Here is an 18,487-nt window from a genome sequence, read left to right on the forward strand (position 1 = left end):
TAAAACAGTATGTATCATTATAATTGCAATTATCTTTACAACATTCAAAAGATTCAACTCAAATAAAAGTAAGAAAAATAACCAAAACCAGTAGAAAAACGGGTTATAAAAAATAAATTTTGGAAAATACTCAAATAATCATAAAGTAAAAGCTTTTAAAATATGGTGCATTGGCACGAAATTCTTTGCTATTCAAAATCTTAAGAGTAAACCGATTAATATTACGCTATATCAAAAATTTCAAAAAAGCCGCTTTCCATAAAGAAAAAGGATGTAATCATCCCATCCTTTTATTTGCAAACGAGAGAAAAAATATGATCAACCCTTTTTGTCATATCAAAAAGGCGCGCGTTTTTTACTGAAACAATACAGATTATTGTAAATCGTTAATAAACAAAAAAGGCAGCACATTGTGCTGCCTTTTTACCAAAGTATAAACAATATTTATCTTATTTTAAAACTGGTAACGCAATCCACCAGAGAAACTCGCTCCAGAAAAACCAGCTTTGGTCAATTTATGCTGATACATGACGTCACCATGAAGTGTCAGCTTCGGAAGTAATTGAGCATTAAAACCTAATCCAGCCTCTAAAGAAGATCCCAGAGCTCCTAACTGGAAATCCTCTTTAAAGTTGACAGATTGTTTCTTTCCAAAGTTATGAGAAAGGTGCACCTTACCATAAAAAGAAACAGTACGTACATTATCAAATCCTATCGGATTTTTCACTAAACGTCCACCCAAACGCACCATCCACTGATCAAGATTCCCCATCTTAATGTCAAAATTGTCAACATCGCGTTCCTCTTTAAATTGGAGGCGTTGATAAACAACCTGAACTTGCGGATCCACAACAAACCCTTCATATCCTGTTGCAAATGTCTGACCACCAGTAAATGAAACACTTAGAGGATTACCTTCTAGAGTTGCTGTCTTACCACGTGCAAGGGTAAGAACATCACCTTTAAGAGCACCATAAGAGAAAAGACCATCTACATAAAATCCCCCATCGTGCTGCATACTGCTATAAGCTGTAACCGACCATTTATCAAAGGCACTTTTTTGACTTTTTGCAACATCGATAGGTTGTAGAGAAACCCTTCCGTAGGAACCCATCACCCCAAAAGCTACATTACTGTAAGCACTCTCAATTGTTTTTAATAAAATCCCTGCCTCTACAGCATGATAATCGAGATTGCCTCCGTAACCATATTCAAGTGCAGACAGATCTGAAACATATCCGTAATTACCACCATAACTATGTAAGAATAAAGCGGGATTTTCATGAATTTCCAACATACCATTACTAGAAGCCCCTCGTAACGCTTCCAATTGCTTATTCTGATTGCTTATATCCATTAAACCAGCATGAAATACAGTATTTGGTAAAAGTAAGTAAGTTGGAACCTGCGGAACAACAGATCTCACAAAATGTTCAGAAGGAGAAACAGGTTTAATCTCAGAACCAACATTTGATGTCACCACAGAAGGCTTGCCGCCAGAAGATACAGAAGTTTGTACAGAAACTGTCGGCGTAACATATTGATTTTCTAAACGAAAATCCCAAAATTCTCCACCCTTCTTACCTAACTCTTCATCAAAGTACACTGTATCTGAAACGGCATTTGGACCATAAGAACGCAGAGTATACTGGTAAGGTGAGTTATGGGTCGTAACATATTCACCTGCTAACTTAAAAGAATCTTTTTCCGCTTTTCCATGAACCTGAATAATTGAAACACTTTGAGGAACATGATCCTTCCAATCTTTCTTATCATGATAACGATTAGCACGCACATTCACCGTAGTGGTTCCAGAAACATCACCATGGATCAGGAGCCTATCAGTTATTTGCTTACCCTTCGAATCAAATTCAGGGTTCAGATCTGCAGAAAGATCAATCTCACCCTTTCCATGAACGCTGTAAACAGTCCCACTTCCTTTCCCAATACGGAGTGTGCGAAATCGATTTGATTGAGATTCTGACAGTAAAAAGGTGATAATACTATAATCTAAAGTGCCGCCATTTCTTTCATACATATTTAGAGATGAAATACACGTATCTAAACAATCCGATCTTACAACTTCTGGATAATTCGTATATTTAATCGGACTTACAAGCCACTGCGATCCATGCAAAGCAATATGTGCATTGGAATTGCTATCAGTATAAGCGCCACCTCTCAGAATAGAATCCTGAGCTGAAATTGACACATTACTATTGTTCTTAGCGATCAAAAGCATACCACCCTTAAGTATTGCTTTTTCCTCTAAAGAAACAGTTCCTTCAGAATTATTTGCATAAACAGCCACACCATCAAAAACTGCAAATTCGGTTGCTTTCAACAAAACGTTCGTAGGCTGATCTTTCAAATTAATACTTTTATTTTGTAAGAGTGGAACGCTTCGCTTAACTATCGGAGCTTTTTGTTCTAAAACAATCTCATTATTCTCGGTAGATCCATTAGCTATAAGCGTTTTTTTCGTGTCAAGTGTGGTTGTTATCACATTCGAAACTTTACCATTATTTTGTTCCGATACAACATTTTCCTCTATAGAGTTATTTTCGATAACATTTCGCTCCTCAACACTCGATTTTGCTGGCACCTTTACCGGAGATTTTCCTGAATTTGCCTGTGCCGCTGTTACTTTATTTGTTAATTCACTAGGCTTTTTCCCTACTCCATCAAAATATATACCATAGGATCTGTGCTCGTTAGCACTTATTGTAATGCTTGAAGATTCTATATTGGCTATATTATGGGCACTACTGTTCCCGTTAATATTTTTAAACCATAATCCATGACTATTAGTCGAAACAGTACCCTGAGCAAAATCAACAATACCACCATCACTTAATAAAAAAGCTGCCCCATCAGCAATATTTTTTAAATTCGTAATCGTGTCTACATGTTTGTCTGCACGTTTGCTTCTTCCAGTAGCAGCATTCTCTTCTTTTGATTTCACAATATTAACTTTTTTTAATTTAACATGTCCTCCTAATTCTGACCGAACCCCGACCCCATTTGTAAAGCTAACTGACCCAGAATCCATCTCTACTACACCACCGTTGTTAGCACTCAAACCAGCAACAGCCAAAGAACCTTTTACATTAATTTTTGTACCATTCAGCTTAACAGCTGACGATTTAGAATCGGCCAAAGCACCAACATAAAGAGCTGCAATCTCCCCCTTGTCCATTTCGATCAATCCACCAGTTCGCGCTTCAAGCCCAATTGGGAAAGCAGAAATGCTCGTTTTATCCCCTTTAACCATAATTTTTGCATCTTGTTCTGCAAGCACAGCACTTACGAGATCTTCCTGCTTAATGTTAGCCAAACTAGCACTGCTATCTTTAAAGCCTATACCAGTAATAGTGACATTCTCTGCATCAATGGTTGTTTTCTTCTCCTGTTTCCCATTATTTTTTTCACTAGAAGCTGCTTGCTGTCCTTTTGCATAGATAACATGAGTATTTTTGTCACTCATCGTCAAAGTCTGATCTTTTATTTCATTTGATGTACCACTGTTACACCAGTAAAATTTAGAACTTTCTCCTTTTGCAGCTCCATTTTTAGAGGAAGCAACTCCATTACTAACGGAACATGTAAAACTGGATTCTTGATTAGATTGACCAGAGTGTGCAACAGATTCAACAACAAGCGCTTTAGATGCTGCAGCAGGTAGAATCCGATTAGTGGATGCAGCAGATAGAACCTGTTTAACAGGCGTGGGAACCTTAGAATCAGTAATATCATTAGATACAACATGAGGTAAAGTGCTTGTAGGAGTAGATCCGGACACTAATAATACACGACCAACCGGTCTGGCATTATTAGGAGCGGTAATCTCAGAATTCATATTCGGCTTAGGGGCCTTTGCCTTTGTATCTGTAGTTACAACACCTTTGCTCGAATCGGCACTAGATGATGTCTGATGTTTTATGGGTTCAACCGTAGTAGTAGTAGTAGTAGTAGTAGTAGCGGTAGGGGGTAAAATTGTAGAGCTAGTGGAAACAAACCCACTATTAACACCTTCTGTAGTATCAGAATCAGTACGAGCTAAAACCGTAAAGCTAGTGGGAACAACCCTCCTATCACCCCTTTCTGTAACACCATAAGGAAAACTATTTGTATTCTGGAGGATTCTTCCTGTTGTCGTATATGAAGGATCTTCAACACCATCATACTCATCATACTCACCATACTCACCATACTCATCATCAGTATAATAATAAGTATCACCATCAGTATCTAAACCCGACCTAGCAGCCATTAAAGCAAAATCAGGACCCATATCAGGACCCAAAGAAGGATCCAAAGAAGGATCCAAAGCAGGAGCTTTGTACAAACCAGTATTTCCACTCTTCAAAGAGGGAGTAGTATACAAAGCAGGTACAGCACGTACTTTAGCAGTATCAGAACCCTTTACAGAGAGAAGAGTACGCACAGCAGGTACAGCAAGTGCTTCATCAGCATCAGAACGAGAATAGGGATTGTCAAGAACATAAATATCTTCAGCAATACCATTCCCTTCACTATTAGCAACATGTTTTACAAGGTGCACACGCTGACGTACACGCACATCTGAAGCAGGATCGGCGTGAACGGAAGCAACACGAATATACTCACTTTCTAAGCGGAAATCCCAAAATTTTTGGCCGGATTTAATTAATTCCTTATCATAATTATAATCATAGGAGCCGTTTTCACTTTTAGTAAGAGTCTCACCATTTACCTCAAATGGACCATGAACACGAAGGGAATATCGATACGGAAGATTCCCCAATGTGACATATCCACCATTACCATTAACGCTGTCCAATACAAAAGAATCTGAATTGGCATTTCCGTAAACCTGAATAAGAGAAGTAGAAATATCATAAGGCTGTCCATTATCGCCTCTACTTCCTGCACCCCCAGAAACTGCTTGCACATGTACTATTGTTTTACCAGAAACATCACCGTTGACTATAAGCTGATCAGATATTTGCGTTCCTTTAGCTTCAACAGAATCCGGACGCACATTAAAGTAAATGCGAGCGTCACTACCTGCATTATAAGCAAGTCCTGATCCATTTCCAACCTGGAGCTTTTGAAATGAATATTTGTTAGATTCCGAAGAAGATTCTGAAAACCTTATAGCACTATTGATCAAACTTATATACGAAATAGATGAAGTATAAGAATTTTGGTTTGCAACTCTATTATCATGTGTATGTTTACTATTTGTTAGTTGCCATTCAGATTTATTAAATAACTCAATAGCAGTACGAGATTTTTTATCAGTGTAGGCCCCACCTATAATTTTGGAATCATTAGCTGAAATAGACAAATTAGAATTATTTTTAGACACCAATAGCAAATCACCAGAAAGCTCTGCTTTTCCTTCTAAAGAGACAGCACCATATAAATTATCACCGTAAAAGGCCGTACCGTCCGGAACCTTAAATTTGGTGTTATTATCTAAAAAGACAATCGCTTTCTCATGAAACCCCTTCATCCTTTCTAGAGGTCCAGTACTGTCCAAAGTATGTATTGCATCCTTAACAATCTGCACCTTTTCGGCAATTGTCTTAGCTACTACTAATGAATTGCTTTCAGAGGAAGCATTTTCCACATATCTACCATATATACCGTAGGATCCTTCACCTTGTACTTGAATGTTTGAACCTTCTATCTCAACGAAGTTACTATCCAATTCTCTATCTTCATCTAGAGGCTCCCCAAACAAAATACCTTTACCACGGGTTGTAAGTTCTCCCTTATCAAATTTAATGTAACTTCCCCCTTCCAAAAAGAAAGCCGAACTATCATCCTTCGTATTATCACCGCTCTGAGCATCCGATGGGTTATCACGATTCACTGTAACGTTTGTTAATGTTACAATTCCTCCACCCTCTGCCGCAACGCCTTTTTCACTAGAAAAAGTAATCGATCCAGAGTCCATGCGTATGCGTCCGCCATTACTATCCAAACCAGCAAAGGCACGAGGGCCACTCACTTTAATATTCGCATTAGTTAAAACAATACTAGAGACGTTCCAAAAATCTGCTGGATTAGCTGCACCATCTACTTCTATGTGAGAGGCTAAAGCGCCTATGTAAAAGGACTCAATATTTCCTCCATTCATGATAATCTTTCCACCGGACTCAGCCTCAAGTCCAATTGGAAACCCTTTAATAGAAGAAGCTTGAAGTTCAAATTTTCCTTTTTCACTTTGCGCAACAGTACGGGCTCTACCTCCATTTCCACCTCTACCCTTACCTGTTGTGCCCTGCGGCTGTGACATCAACCAAATTTCCCCGTCCTCTCCTGCATAAACACCACTCAATAAATCAGGACCCTTATTATCTTTCCTCTCATCATCCGTTATTTTTAAGTATTTTTCATAAATACCCTCTCCATCCATTGTTTTAAAGGATGTATCAGAATCAGCTGGGCCAACAAGTGTCAGCTTATATGCCATAATCACTGTTTTGCCATCTTCTGATCTTTGAAGACCATATGCTCCATCAATATGTCCAATTTCACCACCAACATGGTTACCATAACTGTTGACCCCTCCTTCAACACCCCGGTGCGAAGAATACTGTCTCGCTAGTTGAGCAATTTTTTGCTCCTTCACAGCAATATCTCGCCCTGTCGCACGGCGCCCTAACAACGCATCGGATGGGAGATTACCCGTACGACTAACCGCTTGAGGGCCTACAACAACTTCATCAATTTCCTTCAATCCCTGAACAAACAGACTATCTTCCTCTGCAACTCCTACATACAAAGCACTTCTTTTAGGGTCAGTAATTTTAATGGTATATCCACTTATCTCGTGCATATTCGCCACATCATTTTGACAAACGTAGGGAGCAGAAGAGAGTTGCTGCCCTTGCTTACTTCTTTTAGCAATAGTAGCAGAAACGCATGGAAACTCCATACTAACGCGATTCTCTTTTCCAACAAGAACGCCCTCATTGTTCTTTCCAACAGAAACGTCCACACCTTGTAAAAATAAGAAAACACTCGTTGTAATAGCACACAAATGCGCATGATTTCTAAATACGTTAATCATTTGTCCAACTTTCTAATTAAATAAACCTTGATATTTCTTGTAAGAGCACTAGGAAACACGAAATAGGACACTCATATACGATTTAGAATACATTTTGCAACACATATTAAACAATTTTATAACATAATGTTGCTTGGTAAGGTCTATTAAAGTTGTTGCATTACTCATAAAAATGCCTAAATTGGACCTTTTAAAGGGAAGACAAAAAACTTTTATAATGTTTTTAAAAGGATAAAATGATGATTACGAAATCTCTGAAATGGACAGCTTTTGTCTTAGCTGTGATGATGAGCTTGACGACTTTTTCGTGGGCAGATGTCAATGTTAAGGCGACCGTTACCATTAATCATGCTTCGGGCACGACTCCTGTTCCCGCTTCTCCTAAAAAGGTTGTCGTATTCGACCTTGCATCGCTTGATAATATGAATCATCTCGGAATCAAGGCCGTTGCTGGTGTTCCTGAAGGAAAAAAACCTGTATATTTGCAAGAGTTTGATAGTGCTCAATATGAAAAAATTGGTACAGTTTTTGAACCTGATTATGAAAAAATTGCTGCTCTTAAACCAGATTTGATCATCATCTCCTCACGGACTCAAAAAAAATATCAAGATTTATCCAAAATTGCACCAACTATTGATTTAACTGTTAGTAATCAAAATTCTCTTAAAGATATTGAACGTAATGTGTTAATTCTTGGGAAAATTTTTGGCAAAGAAAAAGAAGCAGAACAAGAGATTGCAACACTCAATGAAAATTTAGCCATGGTGCGTAAGAGTACGCAAGGAAAAGGCACAGGACTTATATTAATGACTTCTGGTGGGAAAATAAGCGCTTTTGGCCCTCAGTCCCGTTTTGATATTCTTCATTCAGAATTTGGAATTGCTCCTGCAACCGATAAATTAACTGTAGAAAAACACGGGCAACTCATTTCTCCTGAGTTTATTCTCGAAACAAACTCCGACTGGTTATTGGTTATTGATCGCGATGCAGCTATCGGAAGAGAAGGATTATCAGCAGAACAGCTACTCGATAATGAGCTTGTTAAACGCACAACAGCTGGAAAACAAAATCAAATTATTTATTTAGATTCTTGGAGCTGGTACCGTGTTAGCGGTGGATTAACCGGGCTTAACGAAGCAACTAAACAGATTAGTGATTCCTTTATGAAAAGCAAATAATCATATACAAATGGCTTGCTTATAATAAAAATAAAATTTAAGAGTAGAAGTTTTAATATATAACTTCTACTCTTTTTTGTTAGGAAATACTTTAACATGAAAAACTACTGGATAGCTATAATAGTTCTTGTTCTATTGTCTATCCTTAGCATTTTTGTTGGTTATTCTGACGTAACACCTTCCGAGCTATTTTCAAATGATCCACATGCATGGCTTATTTTTTGGCAAACGCGTCTTCCTCGTACAATTGCAGTACTTTTGGTAGGGGCATCGCTTGCACTTTCTGGCATGATTATGCAATTGCTTGCACGCAATCGTTTTGTTGAACCATCAACCGCTGGAACCGTTGAATCTGCATCTCTTGGCATTCTTGTCGTTATGATTTTTTTCCCTGATATTCCTGTTTTAGGCAAAATGCTTGTTGCGACAATTTTTGCTATGAGCGGCGCATTACTTTTTATGTTTATATTGCGCCAAATTCCTTTAAAATCTATCCTTATCGTTCCACTTACAGGCATTATGCTGGGCTACATTATTGGTTCTTTAACCAATGCTATTGCCGATTATGAGATGCTACTCCCCTCTCTTCAAGCCTATTTATTTGGCAGCTTTGCTATGATTATAGATGGAAAATATGAACTTTTATGGCTATCTCTGCCCTTGTGCATTCTTGCCTATTTCACTGCAGATCGTTTTACTGTTGCAGGTCTGGGAGAAGATTTAACAAACAACCTTGGACTCAATTATCGCACCGTTATGTTTTTTGGTCTTTTTATTGTTTCTTCCATCACTGCCGTAACAATTTCTACAATTGGTCGAATCCCCTTTGTAGGACTTATCATTCCCAATATTGTATCAAATTTCATGGGCGATAACATGCGCCACACGGCTCCCTGGGTAGCAATCTGCGGAGCAGGACTGGTATTAATCTGCGACCTTTTAGGACGAATCATTCATCCTTCGCTAGAAATTCCCATTAGCACCATAATGGGAATTATTGGTAGCTTTATCTTTATTACATTGCTTTTACGTTGGAGAAACCGTCTTGGGTAAAAAGAAAGCAACAACACTTGTGTTGACAACTCTTACCATAATGGCGTGCATCGTAGTCAGCTTTTACATGACATGGAATATCAATATCTATACATGGCCATTCCGCTTCACAAAGCTTGCTTCTCTTCTTCTCATTGCTTACACAATTACAGTCTCTACGGTTTTATTTCAAACAATTGTTAATAATCGCCTTCTCACCCCATCTATTATGGGATTTGACCAGCTTTATATTTTAATCAAAACCGTCACGATCTATTTTGTCGGCTCTCTTTCTATTCCTTTTTTGCATGAAGAAGGGCAATTAATCATTGAAGCTCTTATTCTCATTCTCTTCTCAGTAGGGCTATTTCGTTGGTTATTTTCGGGCAATCTAAAAGGCTTGCATCTAACGCTCTTGATTGGTGTCATTTTAGGAGGTTTTTTTTTCAGCTTACGCATGTTCATGCAATTACAGCTAAATCCAGACCAAATGATGAATTTAACGGACATCATGTTTGCAAATTTTAACAAATTCAACAGATCATTGATAGGTATTGCTGCAATCATTGTGTTTATTGTGAGCATCATTGTATGGCGCTTACGTTATATGCTCGATATTCTTGCTTTAGGACGTGAAACAGCTCTCAACCTTGGAATTGATTACCACAAAATCGCAATGACCATTCTCATTCTTGTTTCTATCCTTGTATCCGTTTCTACAGCACTTGTCGGACCTGTCACTTTTTTTGGGTTGTTAGTTGCTAATCTCGCTTATGAACTTTCACCTCAAGCAAAACACATTGTTGTTGTGCCAGTTGCAATATTATTGGCTATTATTTGTTTAGTAGGTGGACAATTTATGTTAGAACAGATTTTTCATATGGCAGGACGTCTGAGCTTTATTGTTGAATTCTGTGGTGGCGTTTGTTTCTTAATCTTGCTGATGAAGGGGAAATTTAAATGATCGAAATCAATCATCTTTCCAAAGCGTATGGAGCTAGATTGATCATCGATGATTTATGTCTTTGTCTTCCAAAAGGAGGAATTATCTCTCTTATTGGTCCAAATGGATCTGGGAAATCAACTCTTTTAATGATGATAAGACGCCTTCTCCCCAATCATAAAGGTACAGTTCATATTGATGGTTTAGATATTTATAAAACACCACACAATGTTTTGGCGAAAAAGCTTTCACTTTTGCGTCAAGATAATCCTTTATCTGTTCGTTTAACTGTACATGATTTAGTCAGTTTTGGACGCTATCCTTATTCTAAAGGTCGCTATACCAATGAAGATAAACAATTTATTGATAGTGCGCTCCGATATTTAGGCTTACAAGAATTGAAGGATTGTTTTTTAGATGAACTTTCTGGAGGACAACGTCAGCGTGCCTTTATAGCGATGGTCCTTTGCCAAGATACCGATTATCTTTTGTTGGATGAGCCCTTAAATAATCTTGATATGAAACATTCCGTTTCCATGATGAAGCAATTACGCCGTACAGCTGATGAGCTAAAAAAAACTATTCTCATTGTTATGCACGATATTAATTTTGCATCATCATACTCCGATATGATTGTTGCACTTAAAAATGGTAAAGCAGCTTATTATGGCACAACGAAAGAAGTTATGCAGCCAGAAATTCTTAAAGATATTTATGATGTCGATATTCAGATCGAAACAATTAATGGTGTACCAATCGCCCTTTATTATCAATAAGTTCCCCTATCGCTAATAGTCATAAAGTTTCTTTTTGTGCTTGCACACACTGCAAAATCTGCTAAAAATGGCAACACCTGTCTGCTGGGGAATAGTTTAATGGTAGAACAGCGGACTCTGACTCCGTTAATCTTGGTTCGAATCCAGGTTCCCCAGCCAATTTTTAATAAAACCGATCTTTATTGTAAAAACTCTCAAAACCTTAAGGTCTTAGGCTCATTTATTTTACTGTATAGTTGTTTTTTAATTTCTTTAGAGATTTTATCTTGTCATCATCAATTATCTTCTGCAATTCTCTAAAAGTGAAATGATATTCTATAGTTTTCGATTAAATAAAAAAATGCGTTCATTTATGATAATATAAAAATAGAATTTTGCAGAATTTTCGTATGTTATTACACACTCTATAAATTAGAAGAAAGCTCATTAACATTTTAAAATAATCCATCAAAGCGTCTTTAGATCATTTCCTATTATCTCTTCCATAAATACGCTTTGCAATGCTCATCATATTCAATTTCAAAGATTAAACATTACAGTGATCTTAAAAAAATTGGGAACAATACCGACTTTAAAGATATCAAATTTCATTAACTCTACATTTATGTACATACAACAAAAAAGCTCTATATGGCAATTTTACAACTAAAAGTTTTTAAAAGTAAGGCTTGTCATTATTATGCCAAAATAAGAAATCTTTCTTTTATGACAAAAAAAAATGCTTTTTTTATAAAAATTCCCTGTTTTATGAATAGAAAAATAGCATAATATTCATGATATTTATATGATAGTGTTGAGCGCTTTGTTTTCCGCAGGTTTTGCAGATGTCAGTCACCAAAGCGCATTGTTAGATGATACGCGGGCAGCAATATCTAAATCTTCTTATCCTGCAGTCTTTGGGGAAAAAGATAATGAAAAACAAGGAATCTTCTTTTCTGCCTACGGAAATAACGTTACGTTATCTTCTAGCCGCACTCCGCTACAATATGGATATGGTGCCGATGTTCATTATGCTGCATTGCAAGCAGGTATCACACTAACCGCATTCGAAAGTCAGGATATTTCTGCAAATTTAGGTCTTTTGGGAACTTACGGAAAATTGGCTTTCACTCCAAAAAATATAGAAGATGCCTCAGAAAGTAAAATCAACAAATGGTCTGTTGCTGCATATGGAAGCATCAAACATGAAAATGGTGTTTATGTAAATGCATTGCTTTCTTATGGTCTCTTGAAGGGCAATATTACGACTGCTCTTAATGCAAAAGCTGCAGATATCAATCAAACCAAAGCATTAAGTGCATCTGCTACTGTAGGAAAAAAATTAGAAACGGGTGCAGAAGGATTGGTCTTTGAGCCACAAGCACAGCTTGTTTACCAAAACCTCATCTTCGATCTTATTCAAGATGTTGATGGGTTTAAAGTTGATTTTGGGAACCCACACCAATGGTTGATCCGTGTTGGGGGATATTTAACCCAAACTGTATCCGCATCTGAAGATGGTCATGCCGTTGCTTTCTATGGCAAACTAAACGCTACCAAAGCTTTTGGTGGTAATCAAACAGTAAAAATTGGTGATACTTTCCATCTTGATACTACAGGATCTTCTGTTGAAGGTGGAATTGGTGCTCATGCTAAGTTATCTTGGAACCTCATTCTTCATGGAGATGTAAGCTATCAGTATAAAATCCAGGTCAGTAGATTACTGGGTTTAAACTTTTTTGATAAATACGTTACAGATTTTAAATATTCTGTTCAAAATATAAAAAACGATACATATCGTTTGTTTTTAGTATTTACAAAAAATACGCAATGATATAATGGCATGTTAATATTCTTCCATTAAAATATGGAACAAACATTGAAAAATACAAACACTAAGGGCATATTTATGCGTAAGAAAAGTTTTTTATTAAGTACCATAGCTGGAACTTTTATTTTTTCTCCATTTAATTTGGTCTATGCAGATGCTCCACCTCTTGAAGCTTCTGTCCTTAGTGTTTCTAAGGGAAAAAAAGATTCTTTAAAGAATGTTCACATCCGTAGTAGAAATTTTGGTGTATCTGCGGATGGTCAACAGTCAGTGGCTACAGTTATAAATGGAGCAGTTACTTCAGAGATGGTGGCTTTGAGTGCAATGAGTGGTGCACGCATTAATGCTGAGAACATTCATGCAAAAACAATGATAACGGGTTTACAAATTGGAAACGCCACAATTGATCTTAAAAATTCAATTGTCATTGTTAAAGGGAATCATGAAAGCTACGGTGTGACCTTTCAAAAAGGACAGACGAACGATCCCAGTGAGGCAATACTAACCAATTCTAAGCTGCTTGTACAAGATGGTATAGGTCTTTTGGGTTCTGCAGCAGGTGGTAGCGTCAAACTTAAAAAATCAGAAATTGATGCTGATATGTTGTTAAAAAATGTAAGTAGTATGGTTTCTGTACCTTCTACTTTTACGTTAACTGCCCATTCTTCTACGGTGAAGGGTAAAGTGAGAACATCATCAGAAAAGAGAACTATCTTTACTCTTGAAAATCGCAGTACGTGGTTTGTGAAAGTGAGTGAGGGTGAAGTAGATAATGATTCTAATTTGCTTAATTATGCATTGCGCCGCATCGATAAAAGAGCAACTTCTAACCTTTCAGTTCTCAACCTTAATAATAGTTCTGTTGTATTTGATGCACCAACAGATGGGCATTATCAAACTTTGTGGATTGGGAAGCAAGAACCAAACGCTGATGATCCTCAATTAATAAATCTTGCAGGTTTAGGGCAAGCAGCAGAAATACAAGAGCCTGATGTAAAAAATGTTTATAATGCAAAAGATGATGCAAAAATTTATCTGAACCTTAAATGGAGTGATGGTGCAGCAAAAACTCAACAAAAAGCTGATCGACTTCTCATTAAAGGTGATGTTTCAGGAACAACAACAATTTATCTAAAAAACGTTTTAAAAAATGAGGGTGCAAAGAGCGGAAATGTTATTCCCGTAAATACCCGCGGTCTTTCACTTATTCAAGTTTCTGGAAAAGCTGAAAATAACTCTTTCAAACTCGAGAATGGGTACACAACAATAGGTGAACTTCCTTATAAATATGTGTTGAATGCTTATGGGCCGACATCAAAACATGGAAAGTCTAGTGCTGCCCAGAATCTTGTAGGAGAAGGTGCAGATTTTTGGGATTTCCGTTTACAAAATGCTTACCTTGATTCCGAAGCAAAAATTAAAGCCGTTGTGCCACAGGTAGCCAGTTACTTGGTTATGCCAAGCGCTTTATTCTCCGCAGGTTTTGCAGATGTCAGTCACCAAAGCGCATTGTTAGATGATACGCGGGCAGCAATATCTAAGTCTGCTTATCCTGCAGTCGCTGGGGCAAAAGGTAATGCAAAACAAGGGATCTCATTTTCTGCTTACGGAAATAACGTTACATTATCTTCTAGCCGCACTCCACTACAATATGGATATGGTGCCGATGTTCATTATGCTGCATTGCAGGCAGGTATCACACTAACCGCATTCGAAAGTCAGGATATTTCTGCAAATTTAGGTCTTCTGGGAACTTACGGAAAATTGGCTTTCACTCCAAAAGATATAGAAGATGCCTCAGAAAGTAAAATCAACAAATGGTCTGTTGCTGCATATGGAAGCATCAAACATGAAAATGGTGTTTATGTAAATGCATTGCTTTCTTATGGTCTCTTGAAGGGCAATATTACGACTGCTCTTAATGCAAAAGCTGCAGATATCAATCAAACCAAAGCATTAAGTGCATCTGCTACTGTAGGAAAAAAATTAGAAACGGGTGCAGAGGGATTGGTCTTTGAACCGCAAGCACAGCTTGTTTATCAAAACCTCATCTTCGATATTATTCAAGATATTGATGGGTTTAAAGTTGATTTTGGGAATCCGTATCAATGGTTAGTACGTGTTGGGGGACATTTAACGCAAACTGTATCCTCATCTGAAGATGGTCATGCCGTTGCTTTCTATGGCAAACTAAACGCTACCAAAGCTTTTGGTGGTGATCAAACAGTAAAAATTGGTGATGCTTTCCGCCTTGATACTACAGGATCTTCTGTTGAAGGTGGAATTGGTGCTCATGCTAAGTTATCTTGGAACCTCATTCTTCATGGAGATGTTAGCTACCAGTATAAAATCCAAAATAGTGGACTATCTGGATTTAATTTTTCTGGAGGAATACGTTATAGATTTTAAATATTCTATAAACTTCAACTAAAAAGTGTAATACTTCTTAATACACCTTGTTTTGTTCTTTACAATAAATATATAATGGATTAAAAGCCTTGTATATTTTTGTAAAGAGAGGGGATGGTATTTAGGAATGTATTTACATGAAAAAAAGATTTTTATTATGTACGGTGTCGGGGTTTTTTCTTTGCTCATATTCCGGCACAACTTATGCTTTTAATAGCAATTTTGCATCGCTTTATGTAGCTAAATCTAGACTTAAAGATTTTATGTCTAGGGATATGTCTTTAGCGACTCCAGCTGTACAAAAAATAAATCTATCTGAACAATCTTCCCTTCTCACAGCAAAAAATAAAAAAGAACACAAGAGAAGAAGCAAAAGAAGAAAGCCTGCAAAGGACATGCACTTAGCTTCTCTTGCAGGAGAGGCACGTTCAGTAGCTCCCCGAATAGAAGAGGGAAGAGTGCAGGTGTTTTCTCCAGTTATGGGGACAAGAAGCTACTCACTTAAACCAGAGTATGAGATTACAGTCGAACAAATCCCAAGTCCAACCCAATATTCAGCATATAACGATGGCAGTGTTTATAATCATGGTTATGATAGACCATCTTATACAGGGTCTAGTTATAGTTATGATGATCCTTATTATAGTGATAGTGGTTCTTATACAGAATCTGGTTATTCAGGTGGGGGTTATTCATCTGGTGGTAGCTATCCAAATGGTCATCTGGATAGTTATCCAAGCGCTCCTACACCACCTGGTCGCACACCAGCGGATGGTAGTCTTCCAGGACTTGAGGGTGATTCATATGGTACCTATTATCCAAGACCGAATAATCCTTCACCATCTCCAGCTCCTTCTTATCCAAATAATGCTGGAGGACAAAATCCCACACGTTCTGACAACTCTGCTAGCAATCCTTCAAAACCAATAGCCCCTATGCCTCAACCACCCGTAGCTGAAGGAGAAGCTAATCATAAGGATCTTCCGGAAAATAAGAAACCAGTTAATGAAGAAAAAACTCATAAAACTTTGCATGACGTAGAAATTTATGACAACAATTTTGCCGTAACGGCAAGAGGAAACGGTGCGGTCGTAACAATAGAGGGAGGAACGATCGGTTCAAATTTCATTGTGTTGAACGCATTAGAAGGCGGAGTTATTAATGCTAAGGACGTTACTGTGACTGCAGTAGGGACTGGGCTATTACTTAATAATGGCGAAATCTCACTAAAAGATTCTACAGTAAATGTTACAGGATCCCACGATTCTCACGGTATTTTTTTCCGAAATGGTTATACCTCCGATCTCCAAAACCGATCTGCACGAAGCGTCGAATATAAAAATATATATCTCCATCCTCAAGGCGTTATCAATAAAGCAACATTAGAGAATACAAAACTTTCTGTTAAAGACGGTGTTGGTATGAATGCAACGCTCGCAAGCGGTGCTGTTGTTCTTAAAGACTCCGCGATTTCTGCCGATATTTTGTCACTCAGCGGACAAAGTAATAAAGATTTGGAAAATCAGCAAAATAGTGAAAAAGCGCCCAATCTTTTATTAACTGCAAATCACTCCTATTTAGAAGGTCGTGCCCAAACATTAGGAGCAAGCAAAACTGTTTTCGATCTAAACAATGGCACAAAATGGGTCTTAAAACCTAGCAAAAATCAAACACCTCGTGATGGACTGTCTGATTTGTTTGGTGTGGATGCAAAATCATATTCTAGCCTTTCTGCTCTCAGCGTCCAAAATAGCTCCATCATCTTTGAAGAGCCAATAGAGGGTCGTTATCAAGTTCTACATATAGGATTTAAGCCAGAAAACGAAAATGGCGTGTCAAATATTTTGCCAGCTTATAGTGCTGAAGGCAATGCTGACCTTTACTTAAATGCTGAGTGGAGCCATAACGCGCCAGTGACTGAACAAAAAACTGATCGTGTTTTGATTAAAGGCAATGTATTAGGGAATACAGACGTCTACGTTAATCTTCGTGAAAAGGATAAAAAGTTAGCCAATAGCGAGACTGTCTGGGAAAAGAGTATGGCTTCTACCCCTGCTTCAACGCATGGAATTTCACTCATTCAGGTTTCTGGAAAAGCAGAAAAAGATTCATTCAGGTTGGCAAATGGTTACATAACAATGAAAGGGTTACCTTATAAATATGTGCTCACTGCCTATGGACCAGGAGAATCCGACACGAGCCAAAATATGCTTGGTGGGAAGAACAATGATTTCTGGGACTACCGGTTACAGAATGAATATGTTGATAAAAATAAAAATGTCAGAGCTGTTTTGCCACAAGTAGCAAACTATCTCGTCATGCCAAATAGCTTGTTTTCTGCTGGATATACTGATGCAAATAATCAAAACATAATAGTAGAAAATATGCGTGCAGAAGCGTTTGGGACAGAGAAAAGTGAGAAAAAACAAGGAATTTTCTTGTTTGCTTATGATGATAGAACGACACTATCTTCAGACCGCAGCCCTCTGCAATACGGTTATGGTGCTGATGTGAACTATCATGCTTTACAAGCGGGCGTGACCTTAGCTGCCTTGGAAAGTGATGAAATAACCACAGACGTTGGTCTTTTAGGAACATACGGACAGCTTTCTTTCACTCCAAAGGATATGAAAAATGCTGAAAAAACGACCTTTGATAAATGGTCAGTGACCGCATATGGTGGTATTCAGCATGATAGCGGTCTCTATGTGAACACTTTTGTTTCCTATGGCGCACTAAAAGGAGACATTACTGCTCCTCTCATCAAAGGCACAACAAAATTGGATAATGCCCAAATGTTAAGTGCATCTTCGACTATCGGCCAAAAATTAGCAACCGGTATGGAAGAATTAGTCTTTGAACCACAAGCACAGCTTGTTTATCAAAAACTGATGTTTAACACCATTCAAGATGCTGAAGGGTTTGAAGTGGATATGAACAATCCTTATCAGTGGTTGGTCCGTGTTGGTGGTCGTTTAACGAAAACTATCATCAGTATGAATGAAGGAAATGCTTTCTCCTTTTATGGGAAACTGAATGTTCTTAAAGCTTTTGGTGATAATAGAACAATAAAGATTGGTGATACTTTCCATCTTAGTTCTATGGGATCTTCCATTGAAGGGGGAGTTGGTGTTAATGCACGCTTCTCGCAAAATATAGCATTCCATGGTGGTGTGAGTTATCGGCATAAACTGCAAAAGGCAGGCTCTTCTGGAACCAACTTCTTCGGTGGGCTAAGCTACAATTTCTAAAACAGAACCAATATAAAATAAA

8 protein-coding genes and 1 tRNA gene are annotated in these 18,487 nt (G+C 37.7%); 8 read left to right on the forward strand and 1 reads right to left on the reverse strand.

Features of this window, described 5'->3' with window-relative positions; genetic code table 11:
• Positions 1–454 precede the first annotated feature (454 nt).
• Positions 455–7,066: an autotransporter outer membrane beta-barrel domain-containing protein gene (locus V4P55_RS04410; RefSeq protein WP_455473904.1), complete on the reverse strand. Its 6,612-nt coding sequence runs from the start codon at positions 7,064–7,066 to the stop codon at positions 455–457.
• A 239-nt stretch (positions 7,067–7,305) separates the two neighbouring features.
• Between V4P55_RS04410 and V4P55_RS04415 the strand changes: the two genes are divergently transcribed.
• From V4P55_RS04415 to V4P55_RS04450, 8 genes are all read left to right on the forward strand, one after another.
• Positions 7,306–8,244, forward strand: a complete 939-nt coding sequence (locus tag V4P55_RS04415) for a siderophore ABC transporter substrate-binding protein (RefSeq protein ID WP_455475042.1) — start codon at positions 7,306–7,308, stop codon at positions 8,242–8,244.
• Between the two features lie 96 nt (positions 8,245–8,340).
• Complete coding sequence (locus V4P55_RS04420) at positions 8,341–9,297, forward strand: ABC transporter permease (protein WP_455473905.1); 957 nt, start codon at positions 8,341–8,343, stop codon at positions 9,295–9,297.
• Positions 9,290–10,240: an iron chelate uptake ABC transporter family permease subunit gene (locus V4P55_RS04425; protein ID WP_455473906.1), complete on the forward strand. Its 951-nt coding sequence runs from the start codon at positions 9,290–9,292 to the stop codon at positions 10,238–10,240. Before V4P55_RS04420 ends, V4P55_RS04425 begins: the two co-directional genes overlap by 8 nt.
• Entirely contained in the window at positions 10,237–10,995 is a 759-nt protein-coding gene (locus V4P55_RS04430; protein WP_455473907.1) for an iron ABC transporter ATP-binding protein, read from the forward strand. Before V4P55_RS04425 ends, V4P55_RS04430 begins: the two co-directional genes overlap by 4 nt.
• 85 nt (positions 10,996–11,080) lie before the next feature.
• Positions 11,081–11,154: transfer RNA gene (locus tag V4P55_RS04435), tRNA-Gln, on the forward strand.
• Between the two features lie 625 nt (positions 11,155–11,779).
• A complete protein-coding gene (locus V4P55_RS04440; protein WP_455473908.1) occupies positions 11,780–12,808 on the forward strand; it encodes an autotransporter outer membrane beta-barrel domain-containing protein in 1,029 nt (342 codons plus the stop codon).
• A 75-nt stretch (positions 12,809–12,883) separates the two neighbouring features.
• On the forward strand, positions 12,884–15,214 hold the full coding sequence (locus V4P55_RS04445; protein WP_455473909.1) for an autotransporter outer membrane beta-barrel domain-containing protein: 2,331 nt from the start codon (positions 12,884–12,886) through the stop codon (positions 15,212–15,214).
• A 263-nt stretch (positions 15,215–15,477) separates the two neighbouring features.
• Positions 15,478–18,465: an autotransporter outer membrane beta-barrel domain-containing protein gene (locus V4P55_RS04450; protein WP_455473910.1), complete on the forward strand. Its 2,988-nt coding sequence runs from the start codon at positions 15,478–15,480 to the stop codon at positions 18,463–18,465.
• Positions 18,466–18,487: the final 22 nt, after the last annotated feature.

It is taken from the genome of Bartonella sp. B30(2025) (genome assembly GCF_053793825.1).